At 57.4% G+C, this 17,308-nt stretch carries 16 protein-coding genes and 1 pseudogene; 12 read left to right on the top strand and 5 right to left on the bottom strand.

Annotated elements, in window-relative coordinates; all coding sequences use genetic code 11:
* Positions 1 to 197: 197 nt before the first annotated feature.
* Positions 198 to 578, top strand: coding sequence for a response regulator (locus tag ACIQUB_RS30995; RefSeq protein WP_402935716.1), 381 nt, complete (start codon positions 198 to 200; stop codon positions 576 to 578).
* A 1,014-nt stretch (positions 579 to 1,592) separates the two neighbouring features.
* Here ACIQUB_RS30995 and ACIQUB_RS30990 read toward each other — a convergent pair.
* Positions 1,593 to 1,958 carry a response regulator gene (locus tag ACIQUB_RS30990; protein WP_402935713.1) on the bottom strand — a complete coding sequence of 122 codons (366 nt, stop codon included), beginning with the start codon at positions 1,956 to 1,958 and terminating at the stop codon, positions 1,593 to 1,595.
* Between the two features lie 307 nt (positions 1,959 to 2,265).
* Between ACIQUB_RS30990 and ACIQUB_RS30985 the strand changes: the two genes are divergently transcribed.
* Entirely contained in the window at positions 2,266 to 3,987 is a 1,722-nt protein-coding gene (locus tag ACIQUB_RS30985) for a GAF domain-containing protein (RefSeq protein ID WP_402935710.1), read from the top strand.
* A 349-nt stretch (positions 3,988 to 4,336) separates the two neighbouring features.
* Here ACIQUB_RS30985 and ACIQUB_RS30980 read toward each other — a convergent pair.
* Both ACIQUB_RS30980 and ACIQUB_RS30975 read right to left on the bottom strand, forming a co-directional pair.
* Positions 4,337 to 5,258: pseudogene (locus ACIQUB_RS30980) on the bottom strand (aldehyde dehydrogenase family protein); the annotation flags it as partial.
* A gap of 135 nt (positions 5,259 to 5,393) precedes the next feature.
* Positions 5,394 to 5,537, bottom strand: coding sequence for a hypothetical protein (locus ACIQUB_RS30975; protein ID WP_402935707.1), 144 nt, complete (start codon positions 5,535 to 5,537; stop codon positions 5,394 to 5,396).
* A gap of 931 nt (positions 5,538 to 6,468) precedes the next feature.
* Here ACIQUB_RS30975 and ACIQUB_RS30970 point away from each other — a divergent pair.
* From ACIQUB_RS30970 to ACIQUB_RS30955, 4 genes are all read left to right on the top strand, one after another.
* Complete coding sequence (locus ACIQUB_RS30970; RefSeq protein ID WP_155947851.1) at positions 6,469 to 6,699, top strand: hypothetical protein; 231 nt, start codon at positions 6,469 to 6,471, stop codon at positions 6,697 to 6,699.
* A gap of 356 nt (positions 6,700 to 7,055) precedes the next feature.
* The gene (locus ACIQUB_RS30965) at positions 7,056 to 7,238 is read left to right on the top strand and encodes a hypothetical protein (protein WP_402935703.1); all 183 of its coding nucleotides are present in this window, start codon (positions 7,056 to 7,058) and stop codon (positions 7,236 to 7,238) included.
* Positions 7,239 to 7,252: 14 nt separating this feature from the next.
* Positions 7,253 to 8,449 (top strand): FAD-dependent monooxygenase, encoded by a 1,197-nt coding sequence (locus ACIQUB_RS30960; RefSeq protein ID WP_402935701.1) that lies wholly within the window; start codon positions 7,253 to 7,255, stop codon positions 8,447 to 8,449.
* Between the two features lie 93 nt (positions 8,450 to 8,542).
* Positions 8,543 to 9,382 carry a haloacid dehalogenase type II gene (locus ACIQUB_RS30955; protein ID WP_402935698.1) on the top strand — a complete coding sequence of 280 codons (840 nt, stop codon included), beginning with the start codon at positions 8,543 to 8,545 and terminating at the stop codon, positions 9,380 to 9,382.
* Between the two features lie 110 nt (positions 9,383 to 9,492).
* On the opposite strand, the gene ACIQUB_RS30950 is transcribed toward ACIQUB_RS30955, so the two are convergent.
* Positions 9,493 to 10,062, bottom strand: a complete 570-nt coding sequence (locus tag ACIQUB_RS30950; RefSeq protein WP_402935695.1) for a type 1 glutamine amidotransferase domain-containing protein — start codon at positions 10,060 to 10,062, stop codon at positions 9,493 to 9,495.
* A 265-nt stretch (positions 10,063 to 10,327) separates the two neighbouring features.
* Here ACIQUB_RS30950 and ACIQUB_RS30945 point away from each other — a divergent pair, with 265 nt between their 5' ends.
* Positions 10,328 to 10,753, top strand: coding sequence for a heme-binding protein (locus tag ACIQUB_RS30945; protein ID WP_402935692.1), 426 nt, complete (start codon positions 10,328 to 10,330; stop codon positions 10,751 to 10,753).
* Between the two features lie 4 nt (positions 10,754 to 10,757).
* Here the strand turns inward: ACIQUB_RS30945 and ACIQUB_RS30940 are convergent, their stop codons facing one another.
* A complete protein-coding gene (locus tag ACIQUB_RS30940) occupies positions 10,758 to 11,432 on the bottom strand; it encodes a TetR family transcriptional regulator (protein WP_402935689.1) in 675 nt (224 codons plus the stop codon).
* Between the two features lie 198 nt (positions 11,433 to 11,630).
* On the opposite strand from ACIQUB_RS30940, the gene ACIQUB_RS30935 reads away from it, so the two are divergent.
* The 5 genes from ACIQUB_RS30935 (at position 11,631) to ACIQUB_RS30915 (ending at position 17,284) form a co-directional block, all read left to right on the top strand.
* Positions 11,631 to 12,740, top strand: coding sequence for a substrate-binding domain-containing protein (locus tag ACIQUB_RS30935; protein ID WP_402935686.1), 1,110 nt, complete (start codon positions 11,631 to 11,633; stop codon positions 12,738 to 12,740).
* Between the two features lie 77 nt (positions 12,741 to 12,817).
* Positions 12,818 to 13,780, top strand: coding sequence for an ABC transporter permease (locus ACIQUB_RS30930; RefSeq protein ID WP_402935683.1), 963 nt, complete (start codon positions 12,818 to 12,820; stop codon positions 13,778 to 13,780).
* 7 nt (positions 13,781 to 13,787) lie between these two features.
* Positions 13,788 to 15,293: a sugar ABC transporter ATP-binding protein gene (locus ACIQUB_RS30925; RefSeq protein WP_402935680.1), complete on the top strand. Its 1,506-nt coding sequence runs from the start codon at positions 13,788 to 13,790 to the stop codon at positions 15,291 to 15,293.
* Between the two features lie 7 nt (positions 15,294 to 15,300).
* The gene (locus tag ACIQUB_RS30920; RefSeq protein WP_402935678.1) at positions 15,301 to 16,242 is read left to right on the top strand and encodes an ABC transporter permease; all 942 of its coding nucleotides are present in this window, start codon (positions 15,301 to 15,303) and stop codon (positions 16,240 to 16,242) included.
* Position 16,243: 1 nt separating this feature from the next.
* The gene (locus ACIQUB_RS30915; protein WP_402935675.1) at positions 16,244 to 17,284 is read left to right on the top strand and encodes a zinc-binding dehydrogenase; all 1,041 of its coding nucleotides are present in this window, start codon (positions 16,244 to 16,246) and stop codon (positions 17,282 to 17,284) included.
* The last annotated feature ends 24 nt before the right edge of the window (positions 17,285 to 17,308 follow it).

The following is a 17,308-nucleotide window of genomic DNA, read 5'->3' as shown; positions in this document are numbered from 1 at the left end:
GGGCATAGGGAGCATTCTGGTGAGGCAATATGCTATCCGTTCGGGAGCATTCTTCGATGAGGCAATACGAATCTCACCTTGATTGCCGCTATGCACACGGTCCTGTCGTCAGCCGAGATCGTCTGCATTCAATAACACGTGAAAGCACTCGAACTGCCTGAGATCTGATCTAGATATTTGCTTTTTTGGAGAAATGAATGCGGGTTTTGATTGTCGAGGATGAAGCGCTTGTCGCCCTAGAGCTTGAGCGGATTGTCACAGAAGCTGGGCACACAGCAGTTGGGCCTGTCGCCACCGTAGAGCAAGCGCTCGCTCACGCGCCTCGTGTGGATGTGGCACTAGTGGATTTGGGGCTTTCCGATGGCATGAGTGGGGCAGTTCTGGCTCGTCGTCTCACGGACCGTTTTGGGATCAGCGTGGTATTTGTTACAGGATCTCCGGGTGACGTCGGACACGGCCTTGATGGCGCAGTCGACGTAATCGGGAAGCCATTTTTTGATGAGCGAATTAGGCAGGGGCTCGAAAAGGCCGACTCTGCATCGAAAGGACGAGCTTGGAACTCTTCTATACGTTGGTGATATCACGGATCATATCAATGGTGGGGTTTTGCCTTGTATTTTCGGTGCGCGGTACGGTACCGGTGCCGAAAGCGTATCATCAGAGCAGGTACACCAAAGCGATGCGATCGATCTCCAACAGATTGGGTCCCCGAAATGCCGTGCCAGTGTACGGAAGCTAGATCAAACCTCAAAGGACGGATAACCGTTGCTTCTTGAGGATCAAGCTTTACATATCGATCATCTAACAATTAGGGGATGCCGATATGACTGCTTCTTCTGGCGACCGATCCCAGCCTCTTGCACCGGCGCATGTCGCCATGATTCAGAAACTTGTTGCCGATTACTGTCTGGTATCCAAGGTGCAACCTGGCGGCGCTGAGGCGAGGGATGCCGCAAAAGAGCTGCTAAAATGGTTTCAGGCAGGAGAAACGGACGCTACCCGGCTTAGGGAGCTGCTGTATTCGCGAGGTCCTTCAGATGAGCATTCGAGACTTTAACTGTTGTCTCTCAGTAGCTCTAGCCGGATTTGAATCAGCGCACAGGATCGGTCGCCTATCTCACGTCACCCTTGCTCACGAGCTTAATTGGCAGGAAGGGGACCAACGCATTTCGTTACGCCCGCAGAGCATCAACAGGACATGACGATGCTCACTGACTACCCGAAAAAGCTAAAGAGGCGCTGCTACTGCTGACACATTACAAAATCACAGGCCCTACAAGGGTGCCGTGCTTGTTGTTTGACCTGTCGGCAGTGATCACAGACAAAACGGTTCACCTCTGTCGCGCAATTCAAAGATTGCAGTCCACGCGATGCCTCGAACCGCCGTCAACCTAAAATATTGGAAGCTCTATCTCTATTTAGAGCTGCGATGCTGCCGTAATCACGAAAGCGACATAGGCGGGTACATAAAGCTCGTTCGCAAAGCCCTCACCTATCATCCCTCCTGTGCTCGGCCCAGATCTGGCACGAGCACATTCCTGACGGCGACTATGCCCGAACCTTAGGCCCTAATTCAAAATGGAATGCAGAAACTAATTCGCCGTCATGCGCCTAATTTCTGAGAAGATATCTTCTGGGCGGTACGGTTTGCTGAAAAAAGGCGCGTTCACGGGTAAGAAAGCAGGATCAGGACTGCTATGGCCCGACGTCACGATGATATGGATAGGGGGCCAGCGGTCTCGAACGAATGCGGCCAAGCGCAAACCGTCCATCGTTCCGGGCATATCGACGTCTGTAAAGACGAGCTGGATCTCTAAATTCGCTTCGAGTACGGTGATCGCATCGTCGGCGTTGGCGGCTTCGAACACGATGAAGCCTTCATCTTCAAGGCCGGCGACAATTGACAAACGCGTTAGGGGTTCGTCTTCGACCACGAGGACGGTAACAGGATCAGACATGGCAGCTCGCTTTTTCGGAGGGAAGCTCCCGAACAGTTCGCGAGCATTTGTACGCTATCGTACATAGGTGCCCTTATTGGTCGATATTGCAAGGTCTCAAAACTAAAAAATCCTTTCGACTTAAGGACTTCCGAATACCCCGAGCGGTGAAATCGATCCGAAGGGGCTGCGTATGGTTTCTAGAGCGAGCTTTGGGTTTCACCTTAATGTTCCGCTTAAGTTCCCATCCATCTTTCATATCGCTCTGGAGTATGCGAAGTTCCCCTCCCGTATCTGAGGTAATATTCATGCATTCGAAAGGACCGCGGTGGCACTGTTAACCGATACCACCGAGTTCAGGACTTCGCTCGCCAATTTGACGAGAGCGACGGCTGCTATTTCGCGCGCGCGCACGCTTGACGATGTAGTTGCGACGATCCGTGCAAGTGCGCGTTCCCTCGTGGGCTGCGAAGGGATCGCCGTTATTCGGCGCGAAGGCGACCTCTGTCACTACGTCGAAGAAGACGCCATCGGGCCGTTGTGGAAAGGTGCGAAGTTTCCTGCGTCCGCATGCATCTCGGGCTGGTCGATGATCAACCGGCAGACTGTGGTCGTTCCCGACGTCCAGCAAGATGAACGTATTCCGCACGAGCTATACGCCGACACGTTTGTCCGGTCTGTTGCCATGGCGCCAATTAGCCTCGCTGGCCCCGTCGGCGCGATCGGGGCCTACTGGTCGCAGCCCTATGAGCCGACACGCTGGGAAGTCGAAACACTAGAGGCCCTGGCCGAGGCGGCCGCTACTGCCGTTGATAACATCGGCTTTGCGGCAGGGTTGAAGTTAGACAGATCTCCAACGTCCCTATCTCCACGTTCAGCGGGCGACTACCGAGCCGACATCGAGGCAATCGCCGGGATAGCGGCTGTTCCGACGATGCTGGACGTCGCGCTTCGGACGACCAAGATGGGCTTTGCGGCGATCGCTCGGGTCACGGAAACGCGTTGGATCACCTGCAGCTCCCTGGACAACGTGGGCTTTGGGCTGAAGCCTGGCGACGAATTGCCTATCGAGAGCACGCTTTGCAACGAAATCCGTGATCACCGGCAGCCGATCGTCTTCGACGACGCCTCTGTGGATGGTCGCTACAGAGATCATCACACGCCCCGGATCTACGGCTTGAGAAGCTACATCTCCATGCCTATCATCCGCGAGGATGGCACCTTCTGGGGCACGTTGTGCGCGATTGACCCGAACCCGGCGAAGGTCAACGACCTGCAGGTCATCGGCACATTCAAGCTGTTTGCGGAATTGATCGCGCATCATCTGGACGCTGGCGACCGCCTCCGTGCTACCGAGGCATCTCTTGATTTGGAGCGGGAGCTCTCAGATCTCCGAGAGCAGTTCATCGCCGTTCTCGGCCACGACCTTCGCAATCCGCTCGCCGCAATCGACGCGGGAACCAGCCGCCTTCTTAAGGAAGGCTGGACTGAACGGAGCCCGCTCGTCCTAAGCCTGATGAAGGCAAGCATCTGCCGGATGACCGGCCTTGTAGACAACATCATGGACCTCGCCCGCGCGCGGCTGGGGGGCGGCATCTCACTGGACCTGAAGGAGGCTGATCTGGGCGAGACGTTGCAGATCGTGGCCGACGAAATTCGTTCCGCCCACCCCGCCCGTGCAATTCATCTCGAACTGGATTTCCAGCGGCCGGTAGTGGTCGACAGTCTCCGGATCGCACAATTGTTCTCGAATTTGGTGTCGAATGCCGTCACTCACGGGTTGCACGAGCATCCTGTCAAGATCGTGGGGCGGCATGGCCCTGACGGCGTTGAGGTCAGCGTGCGAAACGCGGGCCCAGCCATCGGCAAGGACGACATGGAAAAGCTGTTCCTCCCGTTCAAGCGCGGCGGTGCCTCTCGTGGAGGACAGGGCCTGGGTCTCGGCCTCTATATCGCTATGGAGATTGCGAAGGCTCACGGCGGAACAATCGACGTCTCGTCCGATGAGACAGCAACGGGTTTCACTTTCAAAATGCCGAACGGCCGCTAGAAAGCACGATGTCCGGAAGCGTGCGTGTAAGAGTTGAAAGAGTGTTGTTCGATGCGCGGTCAACGACCGGATCACGCTCGATTTCAGTCGCTCTGCTCGAACCCGGCGATCAGACCCAGCATACGCTGCGTCCTTGATCGTCAAAATTTCGGCGGGCTTCTTGCCAGAGAAACGGCTCGGTGTTCTCTCCGGGCAAGCCTGGGTCACCGGCACGCTTGAGAAAAGCCTCCTTGACGAACTGCGGCTTAAGGGGAGGGCGGTCTGTGAAATAAGAATGTTACATTGTATCGCCTGCGGATACCTCGAGTCCTACGCCAGCTAGGCAAGCTCTCGCTAGCGATAGCCGCAGTCAACCGGCTTGTTTCGCGTCGAGCGTCAGACCATCGTTACCGCAAAGCCGGGGGTCGGACCGCTTCTGAAAGTCCTGATAGGACACCGGTCGAAGAAACCGATAGATTGCAAGCGTCCCAACCGAGGTAGACCGTCCATCGGCTGTGGCTGGATATGCGCCACCATGAACCATAGGAGGCGATACCTCGACCCCCGTGCCGAAGCCGTTCACGAGCAACCGGCCGGCAAGCATCTCCAGTCTCGGGATGAGGGGGCGAGCGTCGTCCAGATCGTTTTTGTCAACGTGAAGCGCGACGGTGAGCTGGCCTTCGGAGGGCGCCGACACCTGTTCCAGCTTGTCGAAATCCTTGCAGCGTACGACAAGCCCCGCCGCGCCCTTCTTGCAGCTCATGATGCGCGAGTAGCGAGGCAGCCGACGTTTGAAACAGTGCCACAACCCCGTCGTACGCGCCACCAGTCTTTCCCTTGGCGAGCATGCAAACCTCGGCATGTCGTTCGAGACGGCCGACGCCCTCGCCAAACGCCTTGGCGATCGAAGGCGTCAGCATCGTCTGTGCACTGGTCTCAGGAAGCATCTCCCTAGCTCTTGCAATGAAGGTTTCTAGCCCTTTGCCGTCAACGGCCAGGATCAATCCAGGATTGGTGCGGAACTGGCCTGCTCCGAGTGCTAAGGATGCTGCGATATCCTCGGCACGGCTAGCCAGCGCGACCGGAAACACCATGACGGGATTGATGCTGCTCATTTCAGCGTAAACGGGGATCGGCTGCTTGCGTTCGGACGCGATCTTCATCAGCGCCGTCCCGCCCCTTTGCGAGCCTGTGAAGCCGACTGCGCGGATCCTTGGGTCGGCGACGAGCTGCTGCCCGACATCAAAGCCGGTGTCGAATAGGAGCGCGAACGTACCCGCGGGAAGCCCTGCCAACAACAGCTCGTGTTACGAGCCTTCGGTGAAGAGTTTGTCGCCATAAAGAGATCTGGCCTTCCTGTGAGAACGCGCGCCGCCAGCGAGCTTAATGCTGGCGGCCAACGCTCCACGGTCGCGCTGCTAAAGCCTTCAGGCGGCGCGACTTTCTTCCTTTTCGGGGCGGAACGCCGCGTCCTTCGCCATCTTAATCAGATAGGCCACGAAAGTCATTTTGTTCAATTCGGCAAGTTTCAATGCGGCATCGAGATGATCGACAAGATGCAACTTTGTCATGGTGCCTCCAGAATTTTAAACATATTTATGTTCGCAACTAAAACTTAACTGAAGCTTACGCTTAGGTTTTAAAATATAGCGGCCGCTGAAACAGGAAGCTGCAAGCATTGAACCAAGTCGGCATCTGCGCGGGTTAACGCATGACTAGCGAGGCTAGCAGATAATCCTTCAATTCTACACACACGCTCGACCCTCCGACGGCCAGTTGTCTGGCTGTTCTACGGCCAGTATGACGGCATCATTGCAGCCGCGCTTGCTGAGCATCGTTCAATCCGCAGAAACCTTAAGGTTTCCATGCTTGGTGCGAACGTGATAATTGAAGGCTACACAACCAGCCTCGAGGAGGAGTCCTTCGCTTTGGAGCTAGCCCGCTCGATCACGACCTCATGCCAAGTAGTGTCCCGGATGCTCGTTCATCCCGCAACCTAGCTTGTAGGAATGGCTGCCCAAATCCAGCTTTTGGCGGCGGCGTACGACGGCTGCCATCACGCTTGACTGTTTCTCCCCAAGATGTAACCTTCTCGCTGTTCGTCGATATCCACGCGGGTCAGACGGGAGTTTGTCTGCGCTTGTGCCTGTCCAGCGCGTTCATGACGATGCAAAGCGAGGTCGATCCGTCCTCGAGCATGAGGGTGGTTGGTCGCCCGCAATATTCAGCCGGAAAACCAGTGAACTTATCGAAGATCGTCCAAGTTCCGTCGGGCTCCATACGGGTCGAATATCGGTCAGTGACGTAGGATCGCATCGTTATCTTCCGTTTGTAGATCGCACGCTGGACGCCCCTCGATGACGCAGAATTAACACAATCGAGCCGTTGGCTTGCGCATTCGTCTCAATTCTGCCTCACCGAAAGCACGGCCTCAATCTATTTTAAGGTGCAGTCTCTGCAAAAGGAAACTTACTGTGACCGAATTGTTTCGGTGGAGTGCCCATGCTCGCAGAACCGGATCGCCCTCCAGCCAAGTTCCTTGAGGTGTGCATTCACGCGCATATCCCTTGCCCGATTGCGCTCGATCTTGGTGATCCAGAAGTCAGTGGTCTTCTTACTCAACGGCAGATGAACTTCGCACCCCTGCCACAACAGCCCTCAAGAAATACGGCGATCTTCAAGCCCGGAAGCGCGAAATCGCAGGTTACCCGCTTCATGCCTGGGATTGGATAGTGAATTCGATATCGGAGCCTGTAGACGTGAACCCGAGACCGGACCGCGCGCTCGAGGCGTTGTCCTTGCGCGGTGTTCGTTGCATCCGGCAGCGAAGTACTTCGTTGGCTTGGAGGTCTACGGACATGTCGATGGCTTACTGGCGACCTGCGGCAAGAGCACGAGGTGAACGCCGCAACATCTTTTCGCCCACACCAGAAACAAGACATTTTTCAATAGGTTATCCGCGTTTGTTGGCATATTGAGTCCGGGAGACTTAGGCTCAGAAAGAATTCGCCGCCCTATGGCGTAAGGTCACCGACGCAACAAATTGGAATCTCGCACGTTTCTGCGTCTGACCCAGATGGAGAACACCCATGTCAAAGCGCGAACTTCTCGATACCGGAACTGACAAGCTCTACGTGCGGCGCGATGAAAAGGGGCAGTTCAAGGAGTCGACGGACGTCGGCCGCTCGCTGTCGGCAGACCAACGCCAAAAGTCCAAGACGGTCGCAAAGCCTGGCGAAGGTGACCGCGGCGATCATCAAGCCAAGCACTGAGCGTCGGAACGCGAATGGCACGCACCGTTCTTATCTCAGGTGCCAGCATCGCTGGTTGCGCCGCAGCCTGGTGGCTAGGCAGAAACGGCTTCGACGTCACCGTCATCGAGAAGGCTTCAGAGTTCCGCGACGGTGGGCAGAACGTCGACGTGCGCGGCGTGGGCCGCAAAGTCCTACGACTGATGGGCTTGGAAGACGCAGCGCTCGCTCTCGGCACCGGCGAGAAGGGGATAGCCTGGGTCGACGAAAACGATGACGTGGTCGCGAAGATCGTCACCGAAAAACTCGGCGCAGACGGTCCGACGGCCGAGATGGAAATCCTGCGAGGCGACCTATCGCGTCTCCTCTACGAGCCGGCTCGCGCGCGGGCGGACTTCAGGTTCGGCGAGACGATCAAGTCAGTCTCCCCCGCCAGCGGGGGCATCTCCGTTAACTTCGAGAGAGGTACGAAGGAGGAGTATGACATCCTCCTCGTAGCGGAAGGCGTCGGCTCCTCGACGCGCGATCTGGTTTTCAGCGGCCAGAACAATCCGCGCTGGATGGACATGACGATGGCCTACTTCACGATCCCGCGGGAAGAAGGTGACGACCGGCTATGGCGCTGGTTCAACGCCCCCGGCTGCCGAAGCGTCTCGATCCGTCCCGACATGCACGGAACGATGCGGGCGAACCTCGCGATCCATAGGAAGAACGGTGACGAAGCAAGCTGGGATCAGAGCCGCCAGAAGGCGTGGCTTCGCAAAGAGTTCCGCGATGCCGGTTGGCAGACGCCGCGTGTCCTTGACGCAATGGGGACGACGCAGGACTTCTATCTTGACGTCCTGAGGCAGGTTCGCATGCCGAGGTGGTCGCGGGGCAGGGTGGTGCTGCTCGGAGACGCGGCGTGGTGCGTCACGCCTTTGGGCGGCGTCGGGGCGACGCTTGCGATCTGCGGCGCCTACGTGCTGGCCGGGGAACTTGCGACAAACGGTGATGTCGAGGACGCATTCCGAAAATACGAGAACGTCATGCGGCCTTTCGTCAAGAAAGCCCAAGGAATTCCAAAGATCGTGCCGAGGCTGGTGCATCCGCGCACCCGAATGGGCATTGCCGCGCTTCACGGAGTCCTTCGCATCATGGCGTCGCAATCTTTACAGAAGGTGTCGGGCGGCCTCTTTGCGGGCAATGCGGAAGCGGTAGATCTGCCCCAGTATCCGGCCCTCTCAATTTGAGCGAGATTGATGTCGGTCCCGTCTCCAATCGCTCGCCGCACGCTCCGCTTCCGAAGACCGGCGCATTCTATACCATGTTGTGGGAGGTACGTCATGAGCAGCGGTGAAAGCTCCGAGGAACTCGACACCGAGCGGCCAGAAAAGAAACGGTCGTTCGACCTGGTCGAGGCGACCGCTCACGTCGCGGTCGACCGTCACTCGTTCGAGCGGGTCCCACCCGCCGCGACCGTTGCCTCGAATCTGCCGTTCGATCTCAATCCGATACCAAAGGTCATCACTTTCGATTGCTACGGCACTCTGGTGCGGTGGTACGAGGTCCTGCTGCGGGAGATAGCCTCGACGCTGGCCGAGTACGGACGAACTGACACCGACGCAACGGTGGTTCTCGACGACTTCTCCGATATCGCCAAACAAATGACGGCGGACAAGCCCCATAGGCTCTACAAAGAAATCCTCCGCTCAGGGTTCGACACCGCCTTTCGAAATCACGACGTCGAGCTCAGCTCGGACAATATCGAACGTATCGCCAACGCGCCCATGATGATGGGTCCGCATTCAGACGTTCCGGATGCCCTGCGCCGGCTCCGGGAACGCTACAAGTTGGCGATCTTCACGAACTCCGACGATGACCTCATCGCACCGACGGTCGAGCGTATCGGCGTTGCCTTCGACTACGTCATCACTGCGGAGCAAGCGCAGGCCTACAAACCTTCGCGCGAATTCTTCGAGCACGCCTATCGAACGATGGGCGTCACTGCCGACGAAACCGTTCATGTCGCAATGGGAATGTACTGGGACATGAAGGCGCGCCACGAGCTTGGCTTGCGTGGCGTCTGGGTCAACCGGCGTGGGGAGCAGGGGAACCCGGACTGGCGGCCTTATGCCGAAGTTCCAGACGTCGGCAAGGCGGCCGAACTGCTGTTGGCTCCATGAAAACGCGTCGCCTCCGCGCGCTGTCTGAACGACGCCGTTTGCCCATGGAGGTCGAAGGAACGTCGCGAAAGTGATGAAGCGCCGGACGAATCCGACGCTTCCATGTTCGATCAGGCGCTGCGCGCCTGTTCCGGGTGTCGACCTTCGCCGAATTCCTCAACGATTTTTGCGCAGAACGCTGGTAGGTCATCAGGCTTCCGGCTCGTCACTAATCCCTGATCGGTCACGACCTCCTGGTCGACCCAGGTGGCCCCCGCATTCTCAATGTCTTTGCGGATCGACGAGTAGGACGTGACCGTACGTCCCTTTAGAACATCCGCTTGTACCAGAAGCCAAGGGCCGTGGCAGATCACGCCGACAGGCTTTCCCTGCTCAAAAAAGGATCGCACGAACGAAACGATATGATCGTCCGCCCGCAGCTTGTCGGCGCCGACGGTACCGCCAGGAATCACAAGTCCGTCGAAATCGCTTGCCGAAACATCCTTCGCGGCCTTGTCCACGGCGTAGCTGCCGCCCGGATCGAGATCGCCGTTGTTGGTCTTGGCCTCGCCGGCCTCGATCCCGACGACCGTCACAGTCGCGCCTGCAGCTTCGACTGCTTCTTTGGGCTGCTTGAATTCGGGTTCCTCGGTGCCGCGCGGTGCGATCAGGACGGCGATCTTCTTCCCTTCGAGGGTCATGGCTATCTCCAGTTTGGAATGAGGTTGGGACGGGAACGTCGTAGTTGAAACTCGCCTGTGTGTTCGAAGTTCCGGCCGAATATGCCTGAATTCTGAGTACGGTAGGATAGACGATAGTTCGGGCAGGCGGCGGAAGAACGCTGGGGGCAGCTCGTTCCCGAGTCTGTTCGAACCTTAAAGTTGACAAGGAGAGACCGTGTTCCTAGTAAGTAACTATCTGGTTAGGTGATTTGAGTGGGCTGAGTTCGAGATAGATGGAGGGGTTTTGATACACACGGTTTCACATGTTAGCTTGAAGGCGTCTTCGGAAATGGTCACCCGAGCGCTTGCCCATGCGGCTGAGAATGGCTGGAGCATCGCTGTCAGCGTAGTCGATGCCGACGGAGCAACAATCGCATCGGCGCGAATGGATGGCGTGTCGTCGCAAATCTTGGGTTTTGCCGACGACAAAGCGTTCACAGCATCTACGATGCGCAAGACGACGGAAGCCTATTTCGAGCGAATGGATCAAAGCGCATCGCTAAGACTGGGTCTCGCGAACAGAAACCGCCTTCTCGTCTGGGGAGGCGGTCTTCCTATCAAGTACAAGGGAGCCGTAATCGGAGGAATCGGAGTGTCCGGCGCGCAGGACTTCGAGGATGTCGCGTGTGCGCAGGTGGCGATTCGAAATGTCGACCTCGAGGTGGAGTGATCACCTAAGCGCAAACAAGGCGCATGATCGTCTCGATGTTGAAGGCGAGACGATCATCGAGCGCTGCCTTCTCCATGAGATCGCGTTCAAATATGATCGAGCCAGTGAAGCGGTTGGTTAGATAGTAATATCCGATCGCAGCGATCGTGATGTTGAGCTGAACTGGATCAACGCCCTTTCGAAATACTCCGGCCTCAACCCCGCGATCGAGAATTCCTCCGACGAGGCTGACGAGTTTCCGATTTGTCATTTTTACGACCTCGGAACCCTTGAGGTGCTTGGCGCGGTGCAAGTTCGCGCTGTTGACAAGGGTGATGAATTCCGGGTGCTTGAGGTAGTAGTCCCACGTGAAGCGAACGAATTTTTCCAAGGCTTCTTTCGGCTCCAGAGTTTCGAGACTGAGCTTGTGTTCCGCCGTCCGGATATCGACGTAGGCTTGCTCTAGAACCATCTGAAAAAGCTTATCTTTACTCTCGAAGTAGTGGTACATCATGCGCTTGTTATTGAGCGAGCGCTCAGCGATGACGTCCACTCTCGCACCCGCGAGACCGTTCTTCGCGAATTCCTTTTTCGCAGCCTCCAGGATGCGAGCCTTGGTGGCCTCCGCGCTTCTCGGCGGTCTGCCCGCCTTCGTTGTCTTTATCTTTGAGTCCAAAGTGTCGCCTCCGAGCGAATTCATTCCAATCTACCGCGCTTATACACCAACCAGTTGGTGTATGAAAGTGGATGAAGGTCAACAGTTTGGGCTTGACGAGAGCGGTCATAACCAAGTAACTGGTTAGTGCGTTTATGAGATAGGTCTCGGCTCAACGGAGCATCTTACGCAGCACGTTGAGGAGACCCGGACGCGTCACTCTGGCTATACGGGAGGAGAGTCATGTCGACGTTTATCAAGGACTTTATCGAGCGGGAAACGATCTCGCGTCGTAACTTCATGCTTGCATCGGCGCTGGGGATCGGCGCCATGGCTGTGCCGGGCCTCAATGGTTCTGCGCGAGCGGCACTCAAGGACCCGGCGATTGCTTGGAGCTACCGCGACCGCGCATCCGCATATTGGAACTCGGTCGTCTCCGGCGGCGAAGCATTCGTCGAATCGATTGGCAGGCAGAAAAGCGATCTGGTCAGCCTGATTAACGAAGGGTCGTCGGAAAAGTCGCTCGCGGACATCAAGGCGTTCCTGGCGAAGAACAACGGCAACTGCGCAATCGCCGCGGACTGCAACGACAGCCCCAATGCTCGTCCCGTCGTAGAGGCGGTGAAATCGGCTGGCGCATACGTGTCGACGATCTGGAACAAGACCGACGATCTTCATCCGTGGGACTTCGGCGACAACTACGTCAGCCACATGACCTGGTCCGACGTCGATCCGGCGGCTCAGACGGCCAAGATTCTGTTCGAAGCGATGGGCGGGGAAGGCGGCGTTGTCCATCTCGGCGGTATTGCGGCGAACAACCCCGCGATCGAGCGCCTGGCCGGCTTGAAGAAGGCGGCTGCGGAATATCCCAAGATCGAGATCCTCGACGCGCAGCCCGCAGACTGGGATACCCAAAAGGGCGCCGCTCTGATGTCGTCGTTCCTGACCCGCTATGGCGACAAGATCAAGGGCGTCCATTGCGCCAACGATAACATCGCATACGGTGTGATCGAGGCCCTTCGCGCCGAAGGTATCGAGGACATGCCGATCGTCGCCTACGACGGCAACCCCGACGCCGTGAAGCTGGTAATGGAAGGCAAGTTGCTCGCGACAGTCTTCACCAATCCGCACTGGGGCGGTGGCATCTCCGCCGCGCTCGCCTATTACGCGGCAACTGGAGCATTCAAGCCGTCGGAAGAGCCTAAGGAGCATCGGGAGTTTTACGGTCCGACCATCCTGATCAGCCAGAAGGACGCAGCCGAGTTCAAAGCCAAGTACATGGACGAGACGCCCAAGTATGACTGGAAGGACTTCTGGTCGCCGACGAAGGGCCAGATCAAGTACAGCGGCTAAAGTGAGGAGGGCGGCGCGCTCCTTGGAGCGAGCGTGCCGCCAATTAATTCGCAGACACATGTGGGAGGAGCGGCCGAATGATGTCGGTATCGCGCGAGAATCTTATCAAATGGGCACCGTTCCTGGTGCTTGTAGCATTGGTGATCCTTTTCACCGCAATCAACCCGACCTTTTTCTCGGTCCGCAACTTCTCCAGAATTGCCGTAGCCTCAGCGCCCGCGCTCATGGTGGCCATCGGCGTTACGTTCATTATCGTGATGGGCTCGATCGACTTGTCGATGGAAGGCGCCGTCACCCTTACAGCCGTTCTCTTCGCCTACCTTTTCATCGCGCTTGGCGGGTCTCTGGCTGGTTTTGGCTGGCTCGCGATCCCCGCGACGTTGGTCATCGGCGCCGTGATCGGCATCATCAACGGATTGGTCCACGTCAAGCTTCGAATACCGTCGTTCATGGCGAGCCTCGCCATGGGTTTCATCGGGACCGGTGCCGGGATCCTTTTGACTGGCGGCGATATCGTGAAGGTTTCGGACCCGATCTTTCGCGGTCTCCTCACTATGCGCTTTCTCGGTTTCCCGCTGATGGTCTACGTGGCTGTCGCCGGACTTCTCGCAGCTTGGTTCATCCAGCGCTACACTATCCTAGGACGAAACTTCTATGCCGTTGGGGGAGGCGAGGATCTTGCACATGCCTCTGGTGTGAACGTCGCTCGCGTCCGCGTTCTCGGTTTTGGCCTCGCCGGCATCTTCTATGCGCTTGCGGCCATTTTGGTCGTAGGTCGGATTGGTCAAGCCGAGTCCATCACAGGCGCCAATTTCATGTTTGTCTCCATCACGTCTGTCGTCGTCGGCGGGGTGGCCTTGTGGGGCGGCATCGGAGGCGTCTGGAACGCGCTCGTCGGCGTTCTGATCGTCGGCGTCATCAACAATGGAATGATCGTTATCGGTCTGCCGGACTTCATGCAGCAGGGTGTTCTTGGCGCGCTGGTCATTCTGTCGGTCGTCCTGTCGACCGATCGTTTCTCGATCTCGTTCGTAAAGTGAGCCCGCCATGTTCCAGTTGAAAGCAGTCGACAAGCGGTTTCCAGGCGTACACGCGCTCAAGTCGGTCAATTTCGAGATTGGCCGAGGCGAGATCGTCGGCCTGGTCGGAGAAAACGGTGCAGGCAAATCGAGCCTGATGAAAGTCATCTACGGTGCATACCAGCCGGACTCCGGACAGGTCATGATCAATGGCAAGTCAGTGCGCTTCGCCAATCCCCGTCAAGCTATGGAGCATGGTATCGGGATGGTGTTCCAGGAGCAATCCCTGATCACCAATCTCACGGTGATGGAGAACATATTCCTCGGCTACGAAGCACAATTTACCAAGGCGGGCGTCGTGAACTGGCACGCGATGGCGAAAGCGGCGCGCTTCCAGCTAGCGAAAGTGAAGCTTGATATCGATCCTGCGATGACGACATCGAAACTCTCCTTCGCTCAGCGCCAATTAGTCGAGTTGGCAAAGGTCCTGACACTGGAGGAGCGTGTACAGGGAGATCTGATCATCCTTCTCGACGAGCCGACGTCGGTTCTCAGTCAGGAAGAGGTGAAACTGCTATTCAAGCTGGTGCGCGAGCTCACGACGCGTGCTTCGTTCATTTTCGTTTCCCACCGAATGGACGAAGTTATGGAGCTGAGCAATCGGGTCTACGTGATGAAGGACGGCCAGGTCGTGGATGTCGTCGCGAGCGGCGACGCCGATGTCGAGACCATTCAACGAAAAATGGTGGGCCGAAACATCGACCGGGAGTACTACCGTGAAACCAGGCAGAAGCCGTATGACACGGCGAACGTCCTCGTGGAGCTTGATGACGTGTCTCTGCCTGGAAAGGTTCGCAACGTCTCTCTGAAGGTACACGCCGGCGAAGTCGTCTGCCTCGTTGGTGCCGAAGGGTCCGGCCGCGAAGGTATTATGAGAGCCATCTATGGGATGATCTCGCCCATCAAGGGAAAAATCCGGATCAAGGGTAAAGCGCCTTCTCGGTTCAACGCGATGAAGGCCGTGGCAATGGGTCTCGGATACGTGCCACGCGAGCGCAAGGTCGAGGGCATCGTTGCGGGCATGAACGTCTACGAGAACATGACGCTCTCGCAGCTCGGTCGAAGGTCGAACGTCGGTGTCATGCGCGTTGGCGAAGAACGGTCGCTGGCACGAGACTGGATCCGGAAGCTTTCGATCAAGGCTCACTCGGAATACGCCGACTGTGGGAATCTATCGGGCGGCAACCAGCAGAAGGTAGTTCTGGCCAAGTGGCGCTCCGGTGGTTCCGACATCATGCTTCTCGATCATCCAACCCGCGGCTTGGACATCGGTGCGAAGGAAGATGTCTACGAAATGATCCGGGACATGTCGGCAGCGGGCGTCGGTATCGTCCTGGTAGCTGACACCTTGGAAGAAGCTATCGGCCTGGCCCACACCATCGTTGTCATCAAGGACGGAAGGGTGACGAAGTCGTTCGACTATACGCCCGGCGCAAAGCCGTCCCTGTTCGATCTCCTGCACTACATGATTTGAGGGTACCATGGACATTCACAAACTAAAACCGCACCTTCCGTGGATCACCCTCCTGGCGTTGCTCGCTATCGTGGGCATCCCGAATCCAGACTTTCTGCGCCCGACAAACCTGCTTGAACTCGCGGGTGATATTGTCCCGCTTTTCATTATGGCACTCGGGCTGACCTTCGCCGTCTACATCGGCGGCATCGACCTTTCTGCGCAATCCATGGCCAACATGGTCACTGTCATTGCGTCCGTCTACCTAGCAACTATGGGAGCCTGGGTCGCTGTAGTCTGCGTCGCCGCCGGGTTCCTGCTTGGAATGTTGTCGGGATATGCGACGACGAAGTTATACGTGCCATCGTTCATTTCGACGCTAGCGGTCGGTGGTGTGGCGTTTTCTGTCGCTCAGTGGCTTTCTGGTCAACGGGCTTTGAACATGGATGCGGCGCAACGCAACGACACGTTCGGCTGGATGATCGGTCATGTGGGCATCGTGCCCAACGAGCTGATCCTTGCGGCCGGCCTCTTGGCAATTTGCCTGTTCATCGAACGCCGTACGCGACTGGGCCGTGTCTTCAAGGCGATTGGAGCTGGCGAGCCAGCAGCCGCGGCATCAGGCGTCGACGTCGGCTTCTATAAGATCCTCGCATTCGCCATATCGGGTGCCCTGGCAGCTATTGCAGGCCTTCTGTTTGCCGTGAAGCTCTCCGGCGGCGCTCCGACGATCGCGAACGGGTTTCTCCTTCCGGCCATCGTTGCCGTTCTGGTCGGTGGCACGCCGTTGACGGGCGGCGTGGGCGGCGTTCTTAATACGGCGATCGGCGCGATGATTGTCGCCGTGATCCGTTCATCGATGCTCTACTTTGGCATCGAAGCGACCCAGCAGCAAATGGTGTTCGGGCTGGTCCTTATCCTCGCCATCGCTTTGACGATCGATCGGTCCAAGCTCAAGACGGTGAAGTGATATGAATACTCCCCAGACAATGAAGGCCGCCGTACTCGTCGAACCTCGTAAGTTTGAGTATCGCGACGTTCCGGTTCCACAGCTCGGCCGAGACGACGTCCTCATCCGGGTGACCCAGGTCGGCATTTGCGGAACAGACATCCATATGTTCCACGGCCGCTATGCAGCCGACGCGCTGCCAATCATCCCTGGACACGAGTTCTGCGGCGTTGTGGCAAAGCTCGGCGAGGGTGTTACTAATGTGGCGGTTGGTACGACAGTGGTTGCAGACATCAACATTGGTTGCGGAACATGCTTTTGGTGCCTCCGTAACGAGATATTGAATTGCTCCGAAGTCACGCAGATCGGCATCGGTAGAGATGGCGCTTTCGCGGAGTTCGTCGCCGTGCCGTCGCGTCTGGTGATACCAGCGCCCGAGGACGTCGCAGCGGGAGTGCTTGCCTTGACCGAACCGGTAGGCTGCGTGGTGAGAGCTGCGAAGAAGGCGCGGGTTGGCCTGGGGGACTCAGTCGTCGTTTTGGGAGCAGGTCCGGTCGGCAACCTTCACATTCAGATGATGCGTCTGGTCGGGGCGGCGCCTATCATCGTCTTTGATCTTTCGGAGGCCCGTTGCGAGGCAGCGCTCAAAGCTGGCGCAGACATCGCGGTGAGCGATCCCGCCAAGCTCAAGGACGCCGTGAGACAGGCCACGAACGGTATCGGTGCTGACTTTGTGATCGAGGGCGTCGGTCTCGCAAAGCTCTATGCGACGGCCTTCGAACTAATCCGCAAAGGTGGTCATGTAGCGTTTTTTGGCATCACGGGGCCGACGGATGAAGTCGCGCTTCCCATTTTGCAGACCGTGTTGCAGGAAAATAGCGTCAAAGGATCGGTTGCGGCGATGGGCGAGGATATGCGTCAAGCTTTGAAGCTTCTTGTACACGATCGGTTCGACGTGACGCCCTTCACTGGCGCCGTATACCCACTTTCGGAAACCCAGCAGGCGTTCGACAGCCTTTCAAACAGACCGAACGATCTAAAGACACAACTTCGCGTGTCGTGAGACCGCTTCGCCAACGCCTTTGGG

This window comes from Rhizobium sp. NPDC090275, assembly GCF_044772225.1.
In the GTDB taxonomy this organism is placed as follows: domain Bacteria; phylum Pseudomonadota; class Alphaproteobacteria; order Rhizobiales; family Rhizobiaceae; genus Rhizobium.
Note: the sequence above shows the minus strand (reverse complement) of the source record. Positions and strands in the feature narration are given on the sequence as shown.